24 protein-coding genes and 1 pseudogene are annotated in these 20431 nt (G+C 59.4%); 20 read left to right on the forward strand and 5 right to left on the reverse strand.

Annotation, left to right across the window (positions count from 1 at the left end; translation table 11 throughout):
* The 10 genes and pseudogenes from HF921_RS01795 to HF921_RS01840 form a co-directional block, all read left to right on the forward strand.
* Nucleotides 1–216: pseudogene (locus HF921_RS01795) on the forward strand (PTS sugar transporter subunit IIA); the annotation flags it as partial.
* A 31-nt stretch (nt 217–247) separates the two neighbouring features.
* Nucleotides 248–520: an HPr family phosphocarrier protein gene (locus HF921_RS01800; RefSeq protein WP_215892448.1), complete on the forward strand. Its 273-nt coding sequence runs from the start codon at nt 248–250 to the stop codon at nt 518–520.
* On the forward strand, nt 517–2229 hold the full coding sequence (ptsP, locus tag HF921_RS01805; protein WP_215892447.1) for a phosphoenolpyruvate--protein phosphotransferase: 1713 nt from the start codon (nt 517–519) through the stop codon (nt 2227–2229). Before HF921_RS01800 ends, ptsP begins: the two co-directional genes overlap by 4 nt.
* On the forward strand, nt 2216–3493 hold the full coding sequence (locus HF921_RS01810) for an AsmA family protein (RefSeq protein WP_319025466.1): 1278 nt from the start codon (nt 2216–2218) through the stop codon (nt 3491–3493). Before ptsP ends, HF921_RS01810 begins: the two co-directional genes overlap by 14 nt.
* A complete protein-coding gene (gene mutY, locus HF921_RS01815) occupies nt 3490–4599 on the forward strand; it encodes an A/G-specific adenine glycosylase (RefSeq protein ID WP_064220115.1) in 1110 nt (369 codons plus the stop codon). The genes HF921_RS01810 and mutY overlap by 4 nt, the downstream gene beginning before the upstream one ends.
* Nucleotides 4600–4729: 130 nt before the next feature.
* Entirely contained in the window at nt 4730–5002 is a 273-nt protein-coding gene (locus HF921_RS01820) for an oxidative damage protection protein (protein ID WP_064220116.1), read from the forward strand.
* 180 nt (nt 5003–5182) lie between these two features.
* Nucleotides 5183–6709 carry a HAMP domain-containing sensor histidine kinase gene (locus HF921_RS01825; RefSeq protein ID WP_215893207.1) on the forward strand — a complete coding sequence of 509 codons (1527 nt, stop codon included), beginning with the start codon at nt 5183–5185 and terminating at the stop codon, nt 6707–6709.
* A 4-nt stretch (nt 6710–6713) separates the two neighbouring features.
* Nucleotides 6714–7010, forward strand: a complete 297-nt coding sequence (locus HF921_RS01830) for a hypothetical protein (RefSeq protein WP_319025467.1) — start codon at nt 6714–6716, stop codon at nt 7008–7010.
* Nucleotides 7011–7015: 5 nt separating this feature from the next.
* A complete protein-coding gene (locus HF921_RS01835; protein WP_215893208.1) occupies nt 7016–8395 on the forward strand; it encodes a sigma 54-interacting transcriptional regulator in 1380 nt (459 codons plus the stop codon).
* A gap of 42 nt (nt 8396–8437) precedes the next feature.
* Nucleotides 8438–9052, forward strand: coding sequence for a histidine phosphatase family protein (locus HF921_RS01840; RefSeq protein ID WP_064220119.1), 615 nt, complete (start codon nt 8438–8440; stop codon nt 9050–9052).
* 22 nt (nt 9053–9074) lie between these two features.
* Here the strand turns inward: HF921_RS01840 and speE are convergent, their stop codons facing one another.
* Both speE and speD read right to left on the reverse strand, forming a co-directional pair.
* A complete protein-coding gene (gene speE, locus HF921_RS01845; RefSeq protein ID WP_215879705.1) occupies nt 9075–9911 on the reverse strand; it encodes a polyamine aminopropyltransferase in 837 nt (278 codons plus the stop codon).
* A 119-nt stretch (nt 9912–10030) separates the two neighbouring features.
* On the reverse strand, nt 10031–10432 hold the full coding sequence (gene speD, locus HF921_RS01850) for an adenosylmethionine decarboxylase (protein WP_064218871.1): 402 nt from the start codon (nt 10430–10432) through the stop codon (nt 10031–10033).
* A gap of 310 nt (nt 10433–10742) precedes the next feature.
* Between speD and HF921_RS01855 the strand changes: the two genes are divergently transcribed.
* The 8 genes from HF921_RS01855 to pdxA are packed head-to-tail and all read left to right on the forward strand — an operon-like array spanning nt 10743 to nt 15971.
* A complete protein-coding gene (locus tag HF921_RS01855) occupies nt 10743–11567 on the forward strand; it encodes an ABC transporter ATP-binding protein (RefSeq protein WP_215892444.1) in 825 nt (274 codons plus the stop codon).
* A gap of 3 nt (nt 11568–11570) precedes the next feature.
* Entirely contained in the window at nt 11571–12353 is a 783-nt protein-coding gene (mlaE, locus tag HF921_RS01860) for a lipid asymmetry maintenance ABC transporter permease subunit MlaE (RefSeq protein ID WP_064218869.1), read from the forward strand.
* A 14-nt stretch (nt 12354–12367) separates the two neighbouring features.
* A complete protein-coding gene (mlaD, locus tag HF921_RS01865) occupies nt 12368–12829 on the forward strand; it encodes an outer membrane lipid asymmetry maintenance protein MlaD (RefSeq protein ID WP_215892443.1) in 462 nt (153 codons plus the stop codon).
* Between the two features lie 12 nt (nt 12830–12841).
* Entirely contained in the window at nt 12842–13480 is a 639-nt protein-coding gene (locus HF921_RS01870) for an MlaC/ttg2D family ABC transporter substrate-binding protein (RefSeq protein WP_064218867.1), read from the forward strand.
* A complete protein-coding gene (locus tag HF921_RS01875) occupies nt 13477–13794 on the forward strand; it encodes an STAS domain-containing protein (RefSeq protein ID WP_226834275.1) in 318 nt (105 codons plus the stop codon). Before HF921_RS01870 ends, HF921_RS01875 begins: the two co-directional genes overlap by 4 nt.
* Nucleotides 13787–14707 carry an ABC transporter ATP-binding protein gene (locus HF921_RS01880; protein ID WP_215850234.1) on the forward strand — a complete coding sequence of 307 codons (921 nt, stop codon included), beginning with the start codon at nt 13787–13789 and terminating at the stop codon, nt 14705–14707. The genes HF921_RS01875 and HF921_RS01880 overlap by 8 nt, the downstream gene beginning before the upstream one ends.
* Nucleotides 14708–14712: 5 nt before the next feature.
* Nucleotides 14713–14973, forward strand: a complete 261-nt coding sequence (locus HF921_RS01885; RefSeq protein WP_229065888.1) for an RNA-binding S4 domain-containing protein — start codon at nt 14713–14715, stop codon at nt 14971–14973.
* Complete coding sequence (pdxA, locus tag HF921_RS01890) at nt 14970–15971, forward strand: 4-hydroxythreonine-4-phosphate dehydrogenase PdxA (protein WP_215892442.1); 1002 nt, start codon at nt 14970–14972, stop codon at nt 15969–15971. The genes HF921_RS01885 and pdxA overlap by 4 nt, the downstream gene beginning before the upstream one ends.
* A gap of 26 nt (nt 15972–15997) precedes the next feature.
* Here the strand turns inward: pdxA and HF921_RS01895 are convergent, their stop codons facing one another.
* Complete coding sequence (locus tag HF921_RS01895; protein ID WP_064218863.1) at nt 15998–16552, reverse strand: HNH endonuclease; 555 nt, start codon at nt 16550–16552, stop codon at nt 15998–16000.
* Between the two features lie 62 nt (nt 16553–16614).
* On the opposite strand from HF921_RS01895, the gene rsmA reads away from it, so the two are divergent.
* Both rsmA and HF921_RS01905 read left to right on the forward strand, forming a co-directional pair.
* The gene (rsmA, locus tag HF921_RS01900) at nt 16615–17415 is read left to right on the forward strand and encodes a 16S rRNA (adenine(1518)-N(6)/adenine(1519)-N(6))-dimethyltransferase RsmA (RefSeq protein WP_064218862.1); all 801 of its coding nucleotides are present in this window, start codon (nt 16615–16617) and stop codon (nt 17413–17415) included.
* 2 nt (nt 17416–17417) lie between these two features.
* A complete protein-coding gene (locus tag HF921_RS01905) occupies nt 17418–17885 on the forward strand; it encodes a type III secretion system chaperone family protein (RefSeq protein WP_215850462.1) in 468 nt (155 codons plus the stop codon).
* Here HF921_RS01905 and HF921_RS01910 read toward each other — a convergent pair.
* Together HF921_RS01910 and argS are read right to left on the reverse strand one after the other, a co-directional pair.
* Complete coding sequence (locus HF921_RS01910; protein ID WP_064218860.1) at nt 17851–18675, reverse strand: SPOR domain-containing protein; 825 nt, start codon at nt 18673–18675, stop codon at nt 17851–17853. The two genes, HF921_RS01905 and HF921_RS01910, sit on opposite strands and share 35 nt — an antisense overlap.
* Nucleotides 18676–18681: 6 nt before the next feature.
* Nucleotides 18682–20421, reverse strand: a complete 1740-nt coding sequence (argS, locus tag HF921_RS01915; RefSeq protein ID WP_215892441.1) for an arginine--tRNA ligase — start codon at nt 20419–20421, stop codon at nt 18682–18684.
* Nucleotides 20422–20431 lie beyond the last annotated feature (10 nt).

The following is a 20431-nucleotide window of genomic DNA, read 5'->3' on the forward strand; positions in this document are numbered from 1 at the left end:
GGCGCCACCCCCGCCAATCTCATTCCGGCCACTCTTCCGGAAGGTCGTGTAGCGGCGGTGAGTGGTCTTAATCTGGCGATGCTCCTGCGTGCCTTATCGCGGCGCAGTGACGGTCTGGCGGCGGCGCGCCAAGGTGCTCTGGAAGGCGGCGTCCAGGGGATCGCCGATATTCTCGAACAGCGCCCGCACGCTGTCCTGCTGAGGATGCCTGAGTGATTTTTGGTCATGAGAAAGGAGGCAAGTGGCGGTGACCCTGCGCGTAGATTATCCCATTATCAATCAGCTCGGCTTGCATGCGCGACCTTCGGCTAAATTTGTCAGCCTTTCGGCGCGCTATCCCTGCACGGTCTGGTTGGTACGTAACGGTCAGCGGGTCAATGGTAAGAGCATCATGGGGCTAATGACCCTCGCTGCGGCGCAGGGGACCGTTCTGACCCTGGAAACGGATGGCGAGGAGGAGCAGGCTTGTGCCGATGCCTTGCTCGCCCTCGCGGCGGATCGTTTTGGTGAAGAATCATGAGTTTTGAACTGGCGGGAATCGGCGCCTCTGGTGGCATCGCCATCGGTACGGCGTTGGTACTGGAGTCGACCACTCTCGATATCCCAGAACATATACTATTGCCTGAAGATGTAGAACCGGAAGTGTTGCGCCTGCGTGCAGCCTTGAGCAGCGCCCGGGATGAGTTGTTCTCGGTGCGCGACGCAATCCCGAGTGATGCTCCGCAAGATACCCGTCTTTTTATTGATGCGCACTTGTTGATGCTCGATGATCCAGCGCTGCGCGAGCGGCCCCTGCGGTCTATTCGTGATGAACATCGCAATGCCGCCTGGGCTATTCATTTGGAGCGGGAGCGGCTGCTGGAGATTTTTGACCGCATGGAAGACGCGTATTTGCGCGCCAAGCGGGAAGATATTATTCAGGTGATAGACCGGGTTTTGCGTCACCTGATTGGTGTAAAGACCCCTGTCCTGCAGAGCGCCGAGGGTCAGATCATCATCGCCGAGGATCTGACGCCAGCCGATACGGTGTTGATGAAAAAAGACAAGGTGCTCGCCTGGGTAACTGACTTTGGTGCCGCAAACTCCCACTCCGCTATTCTTGCCAGAAGTCTTGGTCTGCCTGCCGTGGTGGGCACGCATTCGGCGACGCGCCTGCTGCGCAGTGGCGATGTGGTGATTGTCGATGGGGATCAGGGAATTCTGCTGGTTGCGCCGGATGCCCTGATATTGCAGCAATATCAGGCTTTGCAGGAGCAGCGGCAGAGGCGTAGGCGACTTCTGGAAGAGCAGCGTGACCTGCCCGCGATAACCGCAGACGGGGTGCTTATTCATCTGCGCGCTAATATTGAATTGCCAGATGATATCGATATGGTGCGGCGCATGAATGCGGATGGTGTCGGCCTTTATCGCAGCGAATTTCTCTTCATGAATCGCCCGGACATCCCGGCTGAGGAAGAGCAGTTCCACGCCTTTGCCCGAGTGGTAGAGCAGATGGATGGGGCACCGGTGACCATCCGTTCTCTCGACATCGGCGCCGACAAGGGCCTGCGTGACGACGATGCGGGGCTCCACGCTGCGCTCAATCCGGCCCTTGGCTTGCGTGGGCTGCGTCTTTGTCTGCGGCGTCCGGAGTGGTTCCGGCCGCATCTGCGCGCCATTCTTCGGGCCTCGGCACTGGGGCCGGTACGACTGATGCTGCCCATGCTCAGCAGTATGGGGCAATTGTTGCAAACCCGGGCGCTGGTCAGCGAGTTGCAGGCAGAATTGCGCGCCGAAGGGCATAACTGTGACCCGGATATGCCTCTGGGAATTATGGTGGAAGTGCCTGCCGTGGCCATGGCAGCGCACTACTTTGCCGGGCGGGCAGATTTTTTCTCCATCGGCACTAACGATCTGATTCAGTACGCGCTGGCGGTGGATCGCGGTGATGATGACGTCAATGATCTTTTTGATCCCTTGCATGCCGGGGTATTGGCGATGATCCAACACACCATCGCCGCCGGCCATGCACGGGACATTCCCGTGGCCATGTGCGGCGAGATGGCCGCGAATCCGGCCTTCACGGCCTTGCTGCTGGGATTGGGGTTGCGTGAATTCAGCATGTATTCCGGTGCCATTCCCGAGGTCAAGGAAGCGATCCGGCAGACCACCATCGTGGATGCCGAGGCGTTGGCTGCGCGCGCGCTTTCCGGCGAAATGCCGGTGTTGCCGGGGGGTGGGCATAGCTAGGCTGATTCTGCGCAGGATCACGACGTCTGTTATTGTCGTGTTGATCTTTGTCGTTTTGGGTGCCGTGCTGTTCTGGTTCGGAGGTGGTCCCCGCTACGTTTTAGAGGGGATTTTTGCTGCCCGCTTGCAGCAGCCGGTGCATTTCGCCGCCGACCCGGAATGGCGTTGGGGAAAACAGCAACTGCGGATCACGTTGGTGGGTCTGCGCGTCGGTTCGGCGGCCCATCCGCAGTTCAGCGCAAGTCGGCTCATGGTGGCACTAGGCTGGCACTCCCTCCTGCACGGCCAGATGCAACCCCGGCAAATTGTGCTGGACGCACCCGTGCTTAACGGGCCATGGAAAGGCGTCGCTAACGCAGGTGGTGCTGCGCTTTCCCTGCCAGGTAAGATGATAATTCGCGATGGCACGCTGCGCTGGTCGGGTGTGGCCGGACATACCCTGTCCCTAACGGCCGTGAATGGGCAGGTGCTGGCGAAGGGACCCAGTCAGTTGGCGGGTGGCTGGCACTGGCGGGGAAAAGTCGGGCGCTGGCATTTTGCGGCCGAGATGGCGCCGGCGGTGGTCGCGCGGAATATTTTTTTGCAAGTGGGTACGACCATCGATCCGATGCTCCTGCAGGTGACTATTCCAGCACTCCAAAGCACAGTAAAGGACATGGTCGTGCCGGCGCTGCGCATCCGTTGGCAAGCGCGCGGGCACGGTCAGGCACATTTGCGCCTGCAGGCGTTACGTCTGAACATGGCGCAAAGCCAGCTTGCAGTGCAGGACGGCGCGCTGATCGTGGGGGATGAACTGGCACTCCAAGTCCGAGCAGTGGACCTTAACTGGAAGGTGTTGCGGGGTCACTTGGCCTATCAGGTTACCATTCGGCGTTTGCCCCAGCTGGCCACCCGCTGGGGGCTGCCCTTGCCGAAGTTGACCGACCCTGATGCTTTGCAACGATTGACGTCGACGGGTACAGTCCAGTTGGACAATCCCCATTTTCAGTGGATCGTCACCCAGGGCGAGTTGGATCACAGTGCCTGGATGGGCAAAATATCGGGGACCTGGAGACCGCTGGCTATTGATGTCAATCTGAGCGTGGCGCGGCTCAATCTCGGGCGATATATGCCGGCTCCCCAAGCGGGCAATGCGGCGCGGCTTCCCGCCCTGCCGCAGCAGTGGCCAGTCACTGGTGAAATCCACGTCGCCAAGCTCCTTTGGGGCAAAATGCGCGCCCGCGATCTGATTATTCGCAGCACAAATTCCAAAGCGCAGCCATGATCCCCATTGCGGAAGCCCTGCTGGACTGGTACGCCTGCCATGGGCGCCACGACCTGCCGTGGCGCCAGAGCCGCGATCCCTATCATCTCTGGCTTGCAGAAATCATGTTGCAGCAAACGCAGGTGGAGAGCGCCAGACCCTATTACGCCCGCTTTTTGCAGGCGTTGCCGAGCTGGCAGGCATTGGCGGCGGCGGCGCAGGACCAAGTGCTCGCCCTGTGGAGTGGGCTCGGTTATTATGCCCGTGCCCGCAACGCCCAGCGCGCGGCGCAGGAGGTGGTTACACGCTTCGGTGGTCACTTTCCCAACACCCTCGAAGCAGCCGTCACCCTGCCGGGAGTGGGCCGCAGTACGGCCGCTGCGGTGCTCGCCAGTGCTTTCGGACACAGACAGGCCATCCTCGACGCCAATGCCCGGCGCGTGCTCATCCGTAGCCATGCCATAGATGCTGATCCGAAGGCCGCTGCGACGCAGCAGTGGCTCTGGACACTGGCCAGCGCCCTTACTCCTGAGGATGCCCATGGTTACAATCAGGCCATTCAGGACCTCGGTGCCATGATCTGCACCCCACGCCAGCCGCGCTGCGTGGCCTGTCCCTTAGTCGATCGTTGTCTGGCCCATGCCCAGGGACGCAGTCATGCCCTGCCGGCGATCGTTAACAAGGCCCCAAAACCGCAGCGCTGTGCCTTTTTTCTCCTGGTCGTGGATACGGAAGGGCAGATATTGCTGGAAAAGCGGCCGGATTCCGGTATCTGGGGGGGGCTCTGGTGTTTGCCTCAGGCGGCACCCGATGGCGGTGCATTCCCCGTCCTTTGTAGTGGTACCCTGCATCCGCTGGAAGACACCCCTGCCGTGCGGCAATCGTTGCAAGCGGCCTGGTCGCGTCGGCTGGGGCTGAATCTCCAACTGAGGGCATTAGAGGAAGAACAGCAACATGTTTTTACCCACTTTCAGTTGCGCTTTCGCTGTGTCCATGCGCGCGTTTGGGGCAGCGCTGTTGCGGATTCGGCCGCCACCCTGCGTTGGCATCGCCCCGCAGACGCCCTGGCACAAGGATTGCCCACGCCCATTCGGCGGATTTTACGGGAGAGGAGCGGGGGTTGCTAACCCCCGTTTTGGGTTATCTGTGCCGCCCACTTAAGCGGCCATGCCTTGTGGCTTATTCCTGGGCGGCGAGTTCAGGTAATATAGAGCCACACAGTGTTATCCATCCCAGAGTCATCGAGGAGCTTCCGTTATGTCACGAATGGTACAGTGCGTAAAACTCGGCCATGAGGCCGAAGGTCTTGATCGTCCGCCCTATCCTGGCGCCCTTGGCGCGCGAATTTATCAAGAGGTCTCTAAGGAAGCCTGGCAGGGCTGGCTCAAACACCAGACCATGCTCATCAACGAGTATCGTCTTTCTCCCATTGATCCCAAATCGCGGACATTCCTGGAAAAACAGATGGAAGCCTATTTCTTTGGCGATGGTGCCCAGGCACCTGAAGGCTACGTACCGCCTGCGCCCTAAACCCCTTATATAGATGCTACATAACAGCTATTAAAAGCATGGCTACGCTGTCGAAAAACAGCCCTACCGAGCGCGAAGATTGGAACCGCTTTGCGGTTGCACTTGGCGCGATAGCTCTTGCACTTTCCAGCGCACGAACCTACGCTGAGACTCTCTTTCTGCGTCGGAGCCTGCCGGTCTATGGCATTACGCCCGAGTTCCATTTCCAAACTGGCTGTCATTGGCTTTGGCCTGGTCATTGTGCCATTGGTGCTGGTCATTGTCAGTGTGACCATTTCTATTGCCCATTTTGCCGAGCAGGGGCAGGTGAGTATTCTGCGCGCGGTGGCTATGAGCGATGCTGCCAACCGGATGAATAACGCGGTGCGCTCCATGGAGCGCTACGGGCTGCAATATACGGTGTTACAGGACCAGGCTTTACTGGTGCTCTATGATCAGAGTTTTACGGAGTACAAGAAATCCAGTGCCCGATTTGCTGCCGCCGGGCCGTCTCCCGTTGATCGACGACGTCTTCAACGTTTGGCCGATCATCTGGCCCATGCTCGCCAAATGCTGCCGCTGGTGTCGTTAGGGGGAAATCGCGGTGCACTGGAGAGCGACTTCAGCCGTGCCAGCGCTGAGGCGCAACACCTGCAAAGTGATGTCAATGAAGGCATCAGCACCGAGGTGGCCAAGTTGGGCACGCGGGCACTGGCGATCAAGCGTCTGACCATTGTAGAAGTGCTGCTGGTGTTGCCACTCTCCATTGCCTTTGCGATCCTGTTTATCGTGCTGATCACCCGCCCAATCCGGCGTCTTGACCAGGCGGTTTCCGGTCTCGGTGATGGTGATCTGGAAACGCCCATCGCCGTGCAGGGGCCGCGAGACATCGCCAGTCTGGGCGATCGTCTGGAGTGGTTGCGTAATCGACTCAATGCATTGGAGGCGGCGAAATTACATTTCCTGCGGCAGCTTTCCCATGAGTTGAAGACGCCGCTGACGGCCATCCGTGAGGGCGCAGAGCTGCTCCAGGAGGACCTGGGTCATGAACTGGGTGCCGACGAGCAGCAGGAGATTGTGCATATTGTTCGCGACAACAGCCTACGTCTGCAGCGACTGATTGAGGATCTCCTGCGTTTCAGTCTGGCCGAGGGACCGGTGGGCGCGGGTATGGTGCAGGATATCTCCCTGACAGCGGTGGTGGAGGACCTGCTGTTGAGTTATAAGCCCAGTCTGCGCAGCAAATCGCTGCATCTGGTCACGGAGTTGGCCGACGTGCGGGTGCGTGGTCATGAAGACCGTCTGCGGACTATTTGCGATAATTTATTGTCAAATGGCGTGAAGTTCTCGCCGCAAAACGCTACCATACGGATATATTTGCAGGTACAGGACGGCCAAGCGGTCCTTGATGTTCAGGATGAGGGGCCGGGTGTGGCGCCCGCAGAGCGTGAAAAGATTTTCGATATTCTCTACCGGGGCGAGGCCTCGGATGCCGGGAAGGTCGAGGGCAGCGGGTTGGGACTGGCCATCGCCAGGGAATATGTACTGAGTTATGGGGGAAGTCTTGAATTGCTGGACAAAGAAACGCCAGGGGCGTGTTTCCGGTTGCGCCTACCGCTCATCGATCATATCGCTTCCCACGGTGCTTATCGTGCTGACCTTGGCGGGTTGCGCAGCCACACCGTTGATATCATCCCCCCCCAACACAGTGACCCTCAAGCCAGGTGAACAGGTGATAAAGACCAGCACCCTGGCGGCCTTGCAAGCCCAGATTGCGGCACTGGAAAAAGCTACGCCAGTGACTGCGAGTACGGCGAGTTGTTTTTCTGAAAAAACGGAAGCCGCCAGCTTGAGTAAACAACTTGCCGATGCCCGGGCGGGTGATCCCGGCTACCAAAAACTGGAGGCGCGGGCGAATGATTTGCAAAACCGGCTTGCCGAGTCCCGACAGCGCGAGATGATTTTGCGTAAAAAGCTTGATGAACTGGTACAAATCGAAAAAAACGCGCGCTTGCCTCAGGGGCACTAAACCGAATGGAAAAAGGCAGAATTTTATTGGTGGATGATGACGCTGATCTCTTGCGTTTGTTGTCTTTGCGTATGAAAACGGCCGGCTATGCCGTCAGTACCGCCGCCAGTGGCAACGAGGCGCTCTCGGTGCTGGCGATGGAGCATCCGTCTTTGGTCATCACTGATCTCAAGATGGACGAGATGGACGGGATGGCGCTGCTCGATGCCATCCGCCGTGACTATCCGACTTTGCCCGTCATCATCCTCACTGCCCATGGTTCCATCCCTGATGCTTTGCTGGCGGCAGATCAGGGCGTCTTTGCCTTCCTCACCAAACCCTTTGACGGCAAGGATCTGATGGCGCAGGTCGAACGCGCCTTCAGCCTGACCGCGGCGGTTCCACCCTCCTCGGATAAGAAGGGCAGGGATTCCAGTTGGGACCGTATCCTGACCCGCAGTCCAAAAATGCAGACGGTGCTGGATCAGGCGCGTCTGGTGGCGGCGTCTGATGCCAGTGTTTTTGTGCATGGTGCCAGCGGTACGGGTAAAGAATTGCTGGCGCAGGCCATTCATCAGGCCAGTCCGCGCCGCAATCAGGCCTTTATCGCACTCAACTGTGCCGCTTTTCCCGAGCAACTCCTGGAGTCGGAACTCTTCGGGCATAAAAAGGGCGCTTTTACCGGCGCGGCCAATAATCATCAGGGCCTGTTTCAGGCGGCGGATGGCGGCACCCTCTTTCTCGATGAAATCGGCGACATGCCCCTCTCCCTGCAGGTCAAACTGCTGCGAGCCCTGCAGGAACGGGTAATCCGCCCTGTTGGCGCCACCGAGAGCATTGCCGTGGATGTGCGGATCATCTCTGCGAGTCACCGGGATCTGGAGCTGGAAATGGCTGCCCGGCGATTCCGGGATGATCTCTATTATCGCCTTTGTGTGGTAACCCTGGATTTGCCTGCCCTGGCCGAGCGCCCCGAGGATATCCCGCTGCTGGCCGAGTTTTTTTTACGCGATACGGCGGCCAAAAACCGCAAGGATGTCCGTGGTATCGCGCCGGAGGCCATGGAACTGCTGGTGGGAGCGCCTTGGCCGGGTAACGTCCGACAACTGGCCAACGTCATTGAGCAGGCGGTGGTGCTGTCTACCACTCCGCGAATCGGTGCACCCCTCATCCGCCACGCTCTGCGCGACAGAGAGGGTGAAGTCATGCCCCTGGCCGATGCCAAGGGCCGCTTCGAAATGCATTATCTGATCCAGATTATGCGCATGACCCGGGGCAACGTGAGTCAGGCTGCACAATTGGCGCAGCGCAACCGGACGGAGTTTTATCGCCTGCTGCGTCGTTACCACCTGGATCCCGCCGCCTTCAAAGAAACGGGCAGCGAAGAAGGCGAAGCGGAGATATAGGGGGTCGCCCTGAAGAATCGGCGATTCACTTGGAGGTTTCCCATGAAGATAGAATCCATCACCCTGGTGCGGCATGGCATGACGGCATGGTCGGATAGCGGCAAACATACCTCGGTGACCGATGTGGCATTGACGGCGGAGGGTCGGGTAGACGCGCAAGCGCTCTGGGGATCCTTTGTGGAGCAGGGACATTTTGATGGCGTTTACTCCAGCCCTATGCTGCGGGCGCAGCACACAGCCATTCTCGCGGGATTTGCCGATCCTGAACTACACCAGGGACTCTGTGAGTGGCGCTATGGCCGCTATGAGGGCATGACGACAGCCGAAATTCGTCGAGAAAATCCGAAATGGAGTATTTTCCGTTGCGGTGGACCGGGTGGTGAAAGTCCGGAAGCCGTCAGCGCCCGTTGCGACGGGCTGCTTGAGGAATGGGATGAGAAGGGCCACCGTCATGTGCTGTGCTTTGCCCATGGCCACATTCTGCGGGCGCTGGCCGCCCGTTGGCTGAGGCTGGAGTTGCGTTTTGGTGAGCATCTGCATCTGGACCCGGGCAGCATTTCGTGCCTGGGTTGGGAGCATGAAGTCCCCGCCCTGCATCTGTGGAATTATTGTCCGCAGCGCCCGGTCATCGGACCGCGCGCTGCGGACGGATTCTAAACACCTGTCCGGAGATGATCGCTCAAGGCAGCAGAAAGGCCGGCGCGACCTGCGCCGCCAGTTGCATCCCGGCGTGATAATAATGCGTGCCCGAAAAAGCATGGGCATCGTCAGCGCGAAACGCATCCATAGCCAGACCCTTGCGTCCCAGTGTCCCGCTCCACCAGCCGGAGGGATAGCAGAACTGCGGAAAGTACACGCTGTTCACCGCGTCAAAGCCCGCTTCCGTCATGCGTTGTTGGCACTGACGGATCAGGTTGGCATGCAACAAGGGAGATTCAGACTGGGCCACCAGCACGCCCTGATCGGCCAGCGCATGGTGGCAAGCCGCGTAAAAGTCCGTGGCGAAAAGCCCCGCCGCCGGTCCGACCGGGTCGGTGGAGTCGACGATGATCACATCATAGCGTCCCGCCTCCGCCTCTTTGACCCAGGCGATGCCATCGGTAAAGTGAAAATGGGCGCGGGGGTCATTATTTTTCTCACAGAGTTCCGGGAAGAAACGCTCGGCGACGCGGGTGACCCGCTCATCCAGCTCAACCTGCGTGGCTTCTTCTACTTCCCGGTGGCGCAGCACCTCGCGCAGGGTGCCGCAGTCACCACCGCCGATGATCAGTACCCGTTTGGGCATCGGGTGGGTGAAGAGGGCTGGATGGCTCATCATTTCGTGATAGAGAAAGTTGTCGCGGTCGGTGACCATCACCAATCCGTCCAGCGTCATGAGGGTGCCGAACTGCTCGGTTTCGAAGATCTCAATGACCTGATAAGGACTCTGCTCGCGATGCAGCACTTCGCGGATTTTCAGGCTCAATGCTGCACCGTGCTCTTCATAGCGCTCGGTGTACCACAGTTCTGTGCTCATAACCGCCTCTCTCGACGCTGGGGATGGTGGGGTGCTCGCGGGGGATTTTGCGGAAGAAACGCGCAAAAGAAAAGGGCGGACCGGTTACCCAGGTCCGCCTGTTACCGCTGTGAGTCATTTCAAGCGCAGAGAACCGGCTTGACGCGCAACTCATGGGCAGGAACGCCCATCATATCCACTTGCCCGCGCTTCATCTCCATGGTGGAGACTTGCCCGGCGCCAAAGGCTTCCTTGAGATAATTCAAGGCATCCTCGGGCTGGATGATATCGCCGCAGGTGAAAATATCCACCGCTGCGTAGCCATATTCCGGCCAAGTGTGAATGGCCAGATGCGACTCGGCGACGATGACGGCGCCACTCACCCCATAGGGTGAGAAGTGGTGAAAAGTTTGCGTCACGATGGTGCAATTGGCACGCCGGGCGGCCTCGAGCATGGCATCTGTAACATAATCAACATCAGACAAGGTACTGCCGTCACAATGGTAAAAATCTGCGACGATTTGATGTCCCAATGAGCGCATAGGTGCCCCCCTTACCAAAGTTAATAAACGGTTAAGAAGTAGCTCCCGTGCACCCCCAGACAGTACTTGGTTTTATGCCCTACCTTGCTGGAACGATGCTTTGCTCCAAATCTCTTAAGGACTGACCCCCTTAGTAACTGCTTTCGGTGCCGTGGAAACAGACGACGAACTATACACGTATGCGTTGAGGATGCAAGGATTTTTAGCGGGTAACGAGGGGTGATTCTCATCGCTTCTGCGCGGCGTTCTGGCCCCATGCTGACCGTTCGGTTTATACTGTGCGCCATGACCGCAAAAGTAGAGGGTGCCCATGGCCGCTGAGGCCCTTGTCGAACTGGAAAACGTGCACTTTTCCCGGGGGCCGCATCTGGTCCTGGCGGGGGTGGATATGCGTATTCCCCAAGGGGCCATCGTCTCCCTCATGGGAGCGAGTGGTGGCGGCAAGACGACCATGCTGAATCTGATGGCCGGCACCCTGGCGCCACAGTCCGGGCGCATACGGGTGGCAGGGCAGGATCTGCAAGCGCTGGATTTTGAGGACCTATACCGTTTGCGCCGCCGCATGGGCATGCTTTTTCAGCACAGCGCCCTGTTTACCGATTTTAGCGCCTTTGAGAATGTTGCTTTTCCTCTGCGACGCCATTTCCGGCTGAGCGAGGGTATCTTGCGTAAACTGGTGTTGATGAAGCTGGAGGCGGTGGGATTGCGGGGTGCGGCTGGATTGATGCCCGCCGAGCTCTCCGGCGGCATGGCTCGGCGGGTGGCGCTGGCCCGTGCGGTGGTGATGGATCCGATGCTGATTTTTTACGATGAGCCCTTCACCGGCTTGGACCCCATCAGTGTGGGAATTATCGCGACTCTGATCCGTCGCCTCAATGATGCCCTGGGCGCGACCAGTATTCTCGTCAGTCACGATGTGCAGGAGACTTTTTCTATCGCGGATTATGGTTATATCCTCGCGGGCGGCAAAATCATTGCGGAAGGTTCGCCAGAAGTCTTGCGGGCCAGTGATTCAGAACTGGCCAGGCAGTTTCTCGGTGGGCAGCCGGATGGGCCGGTGCCCTTTCATTATCCAGCCAGAGATAACTACGCTACCGCTTTGATGAGTTCGGCGGCTGCGGGTGAGGTGATTTAGAGCATGGCCTTTCTGGATTTCGTGCCGAATCTGGGGCGACGGGTATTGCTGACGATCCCCAACTTGGGGGCCGCGGCGCGTTTTCTGCTGCGGAGTTTGGTGGCGGTGATCAACCGCCATTTCAGCATTCAACAACTGCTCAAGCAGGTGTATGGCTTTGGGGTGCGGTCGCTGCTCCTGATGATGGTCGCCGCTTTCTTCACGGGTATGGTGTTGGGTTTTCAGGGGTATTACGCGCTGGTGCGCTTTGGCGCCACTTCGGCACTGGGCACCCTGGTCGCCCTGTCGCTCCTGCGCGAGCTGGGGCCGGTGTTGACGGCGCTGCTCTTCGCCGGGCGGGCGGGGTCGGCGCTGACCGCCGAAATCAGTTCCATGAAGGCGACGGAGCAGCTAAACGCCATGGAAATGATGGCGGTCAACCCATTTGCCTGGGTCGTGGCGCCCCGCCTCTGGGCGGGGATTATCGTCGTGCCTATACTCTGCGCTATTTTTGATCTGGTCGGCATCTTGGGTGGATACCTCATTTCGGTGCCGGTGCTGGGCGTGGATGGTGGCACTTTCTGGGCGCAGATGCAGTCTAATGTCACGTTTTCCGGTGATATCCTGACTGGTCTGTTCAAGGCTCTTTGCTTTGGGCTGGTGGTGACCTGGATCGCTGCCTGGCAGGGTTACGCGGCACAGCCGACAGCGGAAGGCGTGGGTAACGCCACGACGCGCAGCGTGGTGACGGCATCGCTGGCGGTGCTGGGTCTCGATTTCATTCTCACGGCTTTCTTGTTCACCTAAGGGGTAGACGGCGCATGGAAAAACGAGCGATAGACTGGTGGGTGGGCATCTTTGTGCTTCTCGGCATCGCTGCTTTGATGGTGCTGGCACTGCGCGTAGGGAACCTCTCCGGCTTCGCCTACAACGACGGTTACGTACTGCATGCGAATTTCACCAATGTGGGCAGTCTCAAGGTGCGCAGCCCGGTCAGACTGGGTGGGGTCACGATCGGTGAGGTGACCCACATCGGTATGGACCCCAAGACCTTCATGGCGAAGGTGACCATGCGTATCGAACCGAAGGTGAAATTGCCGACGGATACGGGTGCGTCCATTTACACCGAGGGGTTGCTGGGCGAGCAGTATGTGGCCGTTCAGCCGGGTGGAATGCCGCAGGAGCTGAAGCCGGGTGGCACCATTACCATGACGCAAAGCGCGGTCAATATTGATCAGCTAATCGGCCAGATGGTCTTTGATAAGGCCTCGGGTAGCAAATAGGGAGGATTCGGTATGCGTCAAATTTCTTTGATTTCGCTGGCATTTTTTTTGCTGGCCTGGACGCTGCCTGCTGCGGCAGAAGATACGCAGGGGGCGGTAGCGGTGGTTCAGCAGCTTACCAATAGTGTACTCAAGGTGCTGCGCTCCAATGACGGCAAGCCCATCACGCCAGCCGTGAAGAAAGAGGTGGCGGATATCGTCTTGCCGCACATGGATTTCACCACCATGTCGCAATACGTGATGGCGCGGTACTGGCGGCAGATGGATCCGGCCCAGCAGCAGGAATTTGTGGTGCTGTTCAAGGATCTGCTGGTGCGTACCTACAGTAATTCACTCAATCATTACCACGGGCAGACGGTAAAAATCACTGGCAGCCAGCAGATCTCCCAGAATCCGCCAGTGGCACAAGTGAACATGGTTATTCGTCAGAACGGTAGTGGTCCAGATGTTCCGGTGATTTATGCCCTGCTCTACATCAACAACTCCTGGCGGATTTACAACACCTATATTGACGGGGTCAGCATGGTGCTGAATTACCGGCAGAGCTTTGGCCAGATCGTCGCGAGCCGTGGAATCCCCGCTCTGCTCCAGGATATGAAGGCCAAGGATGGCATGGGCAAGGCACCAGGCAAAACGGCGGCGGCCGCTTGAGCGCAGCGGCCTCCTGGGAGCGACGGATGATTGACGGTGCTCCTTGGCTGTTTCTGCAAGGGGACTGGCGGGTGGCACCACTGGATAAGCTGCTGCGATCCTTCGCATGGGTGAAAGACGGACAGGGCTGCACAGAAATTTCCGTCGTGGAGCTAGAGGCTGCGGACAGCGCGACGCTTGCCGTGTTGATGGAGTGGGTACAGCAGGCCAGGCAGCGTGGAACCGCGCTACGCATTCATGGGGCGTCTTCCAAGCTGCAAGAACTGGCGAGTTTGTATCGTCTGCAGGATATTTTGCCGCTGTGCCATGACTGATCTCCCGGCTATTCACATCGCCGGGTTGCGCAAAGCCTATGGCAGCGGCCATTTGGCCTTGGCTGGCGTAGATCTGGATGTGCATGCCGGAGAGTTTTTTGGTCTGCTGGGCCCCAATGGTGCGGGGAAATCTTCGCTGATCAACATCCTGGCCGGGACTGTGCGCCGTTCGAGCGGGGTGGCAGAAATCTTCGGCTTTGATGTGGAGCGGGATTTTCGCCGGAGCCGTCAGTTGCTGGGGGTCGTGCCCCAGGAGTTGGCCTATGACCCCTTTTTTACCGTGCGCGAATTTCTGCGCATGCAATCCGGCTATTTTGGTTTGCGTCACAATGATGACTGGCTGGATGAGTTGATGGCGGAACTGGATCTGACGGACAAGGCCAACGCCAATTTGCGCGCTTTGTCCGGTGGCATGAAGCGGCGGGTGCTTATCGCCCAGGCTTTGGTGCACAGGCCCCCGGTGGTGGTGCTGGATGAGCCGACTGCCGGGGTTGATGTGGAACTGCGTCAGGGGCTCTGGCGTTTTATGCGACGGTATAATGAAGAGGGCCGTACGGTCATTCTCACCACCCATTATCTGGAAGAGGCCGAGGAACTCTGTCAGCGGATCGCCATTCTCCAGCAGGGACGAATGGTTGCCTTGGACAGCAAGGATGCATTGCTGCGTACCTCCAGTTGGCGGGTGCTCACGGTGACCTTTGACCGCGATCCGGGCACGCTCCCTCCCGAATTGGCGGAGTTACTGACCGGTGCCGCAGAAAATACCCGGGTACTCAGGATTGACGCCCGGAGAAGCCCGTTGGGGGGCGTCCTGGCACAATTGCAAAAATTGCCCGCCCAGATCCTGGATTTACGCCTTCAGGAGCCACGTCTGGAAGATGCCTTCACGGATATCCTCGGACAAGGGCGCTAATTTTGGTGGACCATTTGCGTCTGGATCTTTTCCTCAAGATGTCACGCCTGATCAAGCGCCGCAGTCTGGCCAAAGAAATCTGTGATGGCGGATGTGTGCAGATCAACGGTCGGCTGGCTAAGGCGGGGGCGATGGTGCAGGTGGGTGATGTGCTCACTATCGATATTCGGGATCGCCTGATGCGGGTACGGGTCTTGCGTATTCCGCAGCGGATTGAAGGACCGGAAGGGGTAGTGGAAGTGCTGCCCGAGGAGGTTGGGGAATGATCGCAGAGCCACGTTTGTTGCTGACGGTGGGAGAACCCGCAGGCATCGGCCCGGATATTTGCCTGCAATTGGCCAGCCATGCCTTGCCCTCCGGGGTCCTGCTCATTGGCGACCTGCAATGTCTGCGCAGCCGCGCCCTGACTCTGGGTTTATCGCTGCGACTGGAGCCCTGGCAGGAGGGCAATCCCTGGTCAGCGCCGGGAAGCGGTGTGTTGCATGTGCTGGACGTGCCCCTGGCTCAGCCTTGTCGCCCCGGCCATCTGGATGTGGCTAATGCACCGGCGGTATTGGCTACCCTGGATAAAGCGATGCACCTGTTACGGGCAGGCGCTGCGGATGCACTGGTAACGGCCCCGGTGCACAAGGGCATCATCAACGACGCGGGGATTCCCTTTACCGGGCATACAGAATATCTCGCGGATACCTGTGGCAGTCCGGAGGTGGTCATGCTGCTGGCTGGTCGCGGCCTGCGGGTGGCGCTGGCGACGACTCATCTGCCTTTGGCTCAAGTGGCGGCAGCCATTACCCCGGAAGGGTTGGAGGGTACATTGCGCATCCTGCACCGGGCCATGCGTGAAGACTTCGCCCTTTCGGCACCCCGTATTCTGGTCGCTGGTCTGAATCCCCATGCCGGGGAGGGCGGGCACCTGGGGCATGAGGAACAGGATATCATCGCGCCAGTGATAGCAGCCTTGCAGAGAGAGGGGTTGCGGGTCAGCGGCCCGTGGCCGGCCGACACCCTGTTTACCCCGCGCCTGCTGGAAGATGCCGATGCGGTGCTGGCGATGTATCACGACCAGGGGCTGCCGGTGCTGAAGTACCATGCCTTTGGTGAGGCGGTAAATATTACCTTGGGTCTGCCTATGGTGCGCACCAGTGTGGACCACGGCACGGCGCTGGATGTGGCGGGCACGGGCCTGGCAGAAGGAGGCAGCTTGCTGCGGGCGCTGGATGTCGCTGCGGAAATCGTCCGCAACCGGCGCCTCGCGGGCCGTTGATGCCTGCCGCAGGCCGGTCTGCATACTCAAAAAATGCGGTTGCGTCCCGCTGGCACCTGGGCGACCAGGAATTCCATCTGATCGGCGAGAATGCGCCGATTACTGAGCAGCAGATACTCGGCCCAGGTCGGGGTGAAGGGCACCGCGAGCAGCGGCATGTGCGCTTCGTCGGGGGTGCGGTTGTCCTTGCGACTGTTGCAACTGCGGCAGGCGGTCACCACGTTGGTCCAGATATCCCTGCCCTTGCGCGAGATGGGAATGATATGGTCACGGGTGAGTTCGCGGAGGGGGAAGTGTTTGCCACAGTACATGCAGAGATGACGGTCACGATGAAACAAGGTTTGGTTGGACAGTGCCGGAGGGCGAATGCTGCCCTGATGACGGCCACGGACGGCGATGACCGGATGAATGTCGAGTTGCGAGAGAATGCCACTGCGGCGGCAGATGCCGCCGTGAGCGGTAAAGAAAGGATTCCCCAGTGTCCAGGCAACATTACCTCGGACATAATGGGCCGCGGCTTCTTCCCAGGTTTCCCAGGCCATGGGACGACCACCGACGTCAAGGCGCAGCACGAGGTGCATAGACTTTCCGTTTCGCATCGCCTGCTAGAGGCGTCGACCAAATATAGCATGAAGATGTGCTAATGTTGCAAGAGGGGCGCCTGCCGCGTGCAAAAAAGCGTTTCGGACAGAATTTTCTGGTTCAGCCGCAGATCATTGCGCGTATTGTGGCGGCTATTCGCCCCGTGCCCGGCGATCAATTGGTGGAGATCGGGCCGGGGCCGGGGGCGCTGACCAAGGCTTTGCTTCGTCTTTTGCCGCAGTTGACGGTGGTAGAGCTGGATCGGGATATGATTGCCGGTTTGCACGCGCTGGCGTCGCCGGAGCAGCTACAGGTCATACAGGCGGATGCGCTGGAGATCGACTTCCCGGCACTGGCCGGTGCCGGGAATATCCTGCGGGTGGTGGGTAACTTGCCTTACAATGTAGCGACGCCGCTGATTTTTCATATACTGGAGCAGGCGGAACAGGTGCGGGATATGCACTTCATGCTGCAAAAAGAGGTGGTGGACCGTATGGTGGCGGTGCCAGGAACCAAAGCTTACGGGCGGCTCTCGGTGATGATACAGGCGCACTGTGCGGTGGAATCACTGTTCACGGTGGCTCCTGGCAATTTCTTTCCGGTGCCCAAAGTGGATTCGGCCTTCATGCGCCTGGTACCGCATCGTCCAGGGTTGCTACCACTCCATTTGCAGGTGCCTTTTGCGCGGATTGTGGCCACCAGCTTTGCCCAGCGCCGCAAGACACTCGCCAATAATCTGCGCGGCATTTTGAGTGCGGACGACTTGCGAGGTTTGCAGATCGATCCCGGTTGCCGCGCCGAGACGCTGGATCAGGCCGCCTTTTTCCGCCTCGCCGAGGCCACTGCTGAACAGGGAAAGTGATCATGAATCATTTGGAAGTTGCCGAGAAACTGTTTGTCGAACTGGAATGGGAAGCGAAAACACTGCCCGATTATCCGGTCCTCACTTGCGCGTTGCAGGTACCTAATGGCGTTCTGGACATTTTTTGCCATGTGCATGGCGAACGGGAGCGTATCCTGTTTTACCTGCGTCCCCAGAATCTGGAGATAACGATGGGAAAACGCCTGGCGGTGGCGGAGTTTCTGACCCGTGCCAACTATGGGCTGGCTCTGGGTAACTTTGAGCTCGATATGGAGGATGGAGAAGTCAACTTCAAGACGATTCTCCAGGCGCCTGCCACCGTGTTGAGCACTGCCCTGTTGCGTCCTTATCTGCTGGTTGGCGTGGAGACCATCAACCACTACCTGCCAGGGCTGAACCGAGTGCTGAGCGGCCAGGAAACTCCGGCTGCCGCGATCAAGGCGTTGGAGATTGTGACAGCGGTGCATTGACCCCGGAGCCGATGATTCCGCTGCCCAGCAGCAGCGGAGTGATGCCCATGCCGCGGATTTTTGCAAGGGTGGGTTGGGCCGCTGCCAGAGAATCGAAGGTGTTGGTGCGGAGCCGGTAGAGGGTGTTGTTATCGCCCGCTTCCACCTTTTCCATCTGGGTGCTGACCCCCAGCAGAGCAAGACGATCGCGCAGGACGGCGGCGGCGGCGCGATTGGTGAAGGCGCCGACCTGAATGGTCACCGGCTGGTGGACGGCGCTGGTGCTGCTGGTGGTCGCCGCACTGGGGATACCGGGACCGTTCCCGAGGATGTCGGCAGGAATGTCCACATGCATGGCGGGCAATATCTGATAAAAATTGAAATCGACGCCGCTGCGAGTGGCGGCTGTGGAGGCCGCAGCGGCGCTGCTGGAGGTGACGACGGCGAGCGGGTCGCGCACCGGAGTTTGTATGGTCGCCAGGGCAGTCGATGTGGACGCTGCCGAGCTAACAGGCTGTTGCTGAGCGATTGCCGGCGCGCTATTGCTGAAGGCCACCGCCGCCGGTAGTCTTGTCCCGCTATTGATTAAACCGAGCTTTCCGGTGGTGATGTGGATTTGTGCTATCCACCACCAGACCCCCGCACTGAGCATGATTACCAGAAGAAGCAGCAACACCCAAGGCCAGTTCAGTGCCGGAGGGGGGGGCGTTCGCTCGGTGTCATCTTCCAGCTCGACCGTCCGCCGTGGTGGGATGGGCGGGCGCGGCTCTGGCGCTCGCGGGCGGCTGGTTTGATTTTTGTAATCGCGCATAACCCTTTACATCTGCTCCGGTGCGCTGACGCCGAGCAGTCGTAGTCCGTTGGCAATAGTCTGCGCGACGGTCAAACAGAGCGTCAGGCGGGCGTGGCGCAGCGGCGTTTCCTCCACCAGAATTCTGGTCGAATTGTAGTAGGTGTGGAAGGCCGCGGCCAACTCCCTGAGATAGAAGGCAAGCTGATGTGGTTCGCGATCACGGGCTGCCGTGGCCACTACTTCCGGGAAGCGCCAGAGGGTGTCGGCAAGTGCGATTTCGCGGGGCTCCTGGAGGATTTCCAGGTCGACGTCGTCTGCTGAAGGCAGGCTGAGGCTCTTTTCTGCGGCTTGCCGCAGCAGGGAATACACCCGGGCGTGGGCATACTGGATATAAAATACCGGGTTTTCTTCGGAGTGCTTTTTGGCCAGTTCCAGATCAAAGTCCAGATGCTGGTCGGCGCGGCGCAGCACATAAAAGAAACGCGCGGCATCATTGCCTACTTCCTCGCGCAGTTCGCGCAGGGTGACAAACTCGCCGGCACGGGTAGACATGGAGACTTTTTCCGTACCGCGATAGAGGATGGCGAACTGGACGAGGACGACTTCCAGGCGTTCGTCTTCCAGACCGAGGGCGCGCAGGGCGGCCTTGACTCTGGGCACATAGCCGTGATGGTCCGCACCCCACATGTCGATGACGTGGGTGAAGCCGCGGGCAAATTTTTCAGCATGGTAGGCCACATCGGAGGCAAAGTAGGTGTAGGCGCCATTGTCGCGACGCAAAACCCGGTCCTTGTCGTCATCAAAGGCAGTGGCGCGGAACCAGAGGGCGCCCTCCTGGGTGTAACAATGTCCGGCTTTTTCGAGGGCGGCGACGGCAGCATCGACCGCACCCGTATCCATCAGGCTGCGCTCGGAATACCAGCGCTCGTAATGCACACCGAAGCCCTCCAGATCCTCGCGGATGTCGGCGAGAATCTCGTCCAATCCGGCGCTGTGCAGGGTGCGATAGTCGGCACCGAGGGACTGCTTCAGGTGGGCGATGAGGGCGTCGATGGCGATATCACCGTCGCTCATCTCGGGCAGGTTCGGCAATCCGGCCGCCGCGTGCTGTAAGCGGTCGCCGACCTGCTCCCGGAGATGCGCCGCTATTTCGCCCACATAGTCGCCGCGATAACCGTTCTCAGGGAAGGGCCAGGGCAGCGCCCCGGCGGCTTCGAGATAGCGCAGGTAGACGCTGGCCGCGAGAATATCCATTTGCCGCCCGGCGTCGTTGACATAGTATTCACAAAAGATGTCGAAGCCGTTAAAGCGGAGGATATTGGCGAGGCTGGCGCCATAGGCGGCGCCGCGCCCATGCCCGACGTGCAGGGGGCCGGTGGGGTTGGCGGAGACGAACTCCAGTTGCAGGCGCTGGCCGACGCCATTTCGGTTGGCGCCGAAGCGCTCTTTTTCGGTACGTACCCGGTGGATGACGGCGTGAAAGGCGGCGGGCCGCAAAAAGAAATTGATGAAGCCGGGGCCGGCAATCTCGGTGCGGGCAATCCATTCCGAGGCAGGCAGGGCCGCGACGATATCGTTGGCGATGTCGCGGGGCTTGCGTCCGACCGCTTTGGCGAGGAGCAGGGCGATGTTGCTGGCGAGATGGCCATGTTCCACCTGTTTGGGGCGATCCAGCTCCAGGGTGGCGGGAATCCCTGGGATGCTGCCCTGGGCGTGGAGTTGTTGAAGCGCCCCTTGCAGGGCATGGCTGACAAATGCTTTCACAGGGCTACCT

This window comes from Acidithiobacillus ferriphilus, from assembly GCF_018854775.1.
Lineage (GTDB): Bacteria > Pseudomonadota > Gammaproteobacteria > Acidithiobacillales > Acidithiobacillaceae > Acidithiobacillus > Acidithiobacillus ferriphilus.

Coding starts and splice junctions, on each gene's coding strand:
- ptsP (WP_215892447.1), top strand. CDS start 517: ATGAGTTTTGAACTGGCGGGAATCGGCGCCTCTGGTGGCATCGCCATC.
- mutY (WP_064220115.1), top strand. CDS start 3,490: ATGATCCCCATTGCGGAAGCCCTGCTGGACTGGTACGCCTGCCATGGG.
- HF921_RS01820 (WP_064220116.1), top strand. CDS start 4,730: ATGTCACGAATGGTACAGTGCGTAAAACTCGGCCATGAGGCCGAAGGT.
- HF921_RS01825 (WP_215893207.1), top strand. CDS start 5,183: ATGGCATTACGCCCGAGTTCCATTTCCAAACTGGCTGTCATTGGCTTT.
- HF921_RS01835 (WP_215893208.1), top strand. CDS start 7,016: ATGGAAAAAGGCAGAATTTTATTGGTGGATGATGACGCTGATCTCTTG.
- HF921_RS01840 (WP_064220119.1), top strand. CDS start 8,438: ATGAAGATAGAATCCATCACCCTGGTGCGGCATGGCATGACGGCATGG.
- speE (WP_215879705.1), bottom strand. CDS start 9,911: ATGAGCACAGAACTGTGGTACACCGAGCGCTATGAAGAGCACGGTGCA.
- speD (WP_064218871.1), bottom strand. CDS start 10,432: ATGCGCTCATTGGGACATCAAATCGTCGCAGATTTTTACCATTGTGAC.
- HF921_RS01855 (WP_215892444.1), top strand. CDS start 10,743: ATGGCCGCTGAGGCCCTTGTCGAACTGGAAAACGTGCACTTTTCCCGG.
- mlaE (WP_064218869.1), top strand. CDS start 11,571: ATGGCCTTTCTGGATTTCGTGCCGAATCTGGGGCGACGGGTATTGCTG.
- mlaD (WP_215892443.1), top strand. CDS start 12,368: ATGGAAAAACGAGCGATAGACTGGTGGGTGGGCATCTTTGTGCTTCTC.
- HF921_RS01870 (WP_064218867.1), top strand. CDS start 12,842: ATGCGTCAAATTTCTTTGATTTCGCTGGCATTTTTTTTGCTGGCCTGG.
- HF921_RS01880 (WP_215850234.1), top strand. CDS start 13,787: ATGACTGATCTCCCGGCTATTCACATCGCCGGGTTGCGCAAAGCCTAT.
- pdxA (WP_215892442.1), top strand. CDS start 14,970: ATGATCGCAGAGCCACGTTTGTTGCTGACGGTGGGAGAACCCGCAGGC.
- HF921_RS01895 (WP_064218863.1), bottom strand. CDS start 16,552: ATGCACCTCGTGCTGCGCCTTGACGTCGGTGGTCGTCCCATGGCCTGG.
- rsmA (WP_064218862.1), top strand. CDS start 16,615: ATGTTGCAAGAGGGGCGCCTGCCGCGTGCAAAAAAGCGTTTCGGACAG.
- HF921_RS01905 (WP_215850462.1), top strand. CDS start 17,418: ATGAATCATTTGGAAGTTGCCGAGAAACTGTTTGTCGAACTGGAATGG.
- HF921_RS01910 (WP_064218860.1), bottom strand. CDS start 18,675: ATGCGCGATTACAAAAATCAAACCAGCCGCCCGCGAGCGCCAGAGCCG.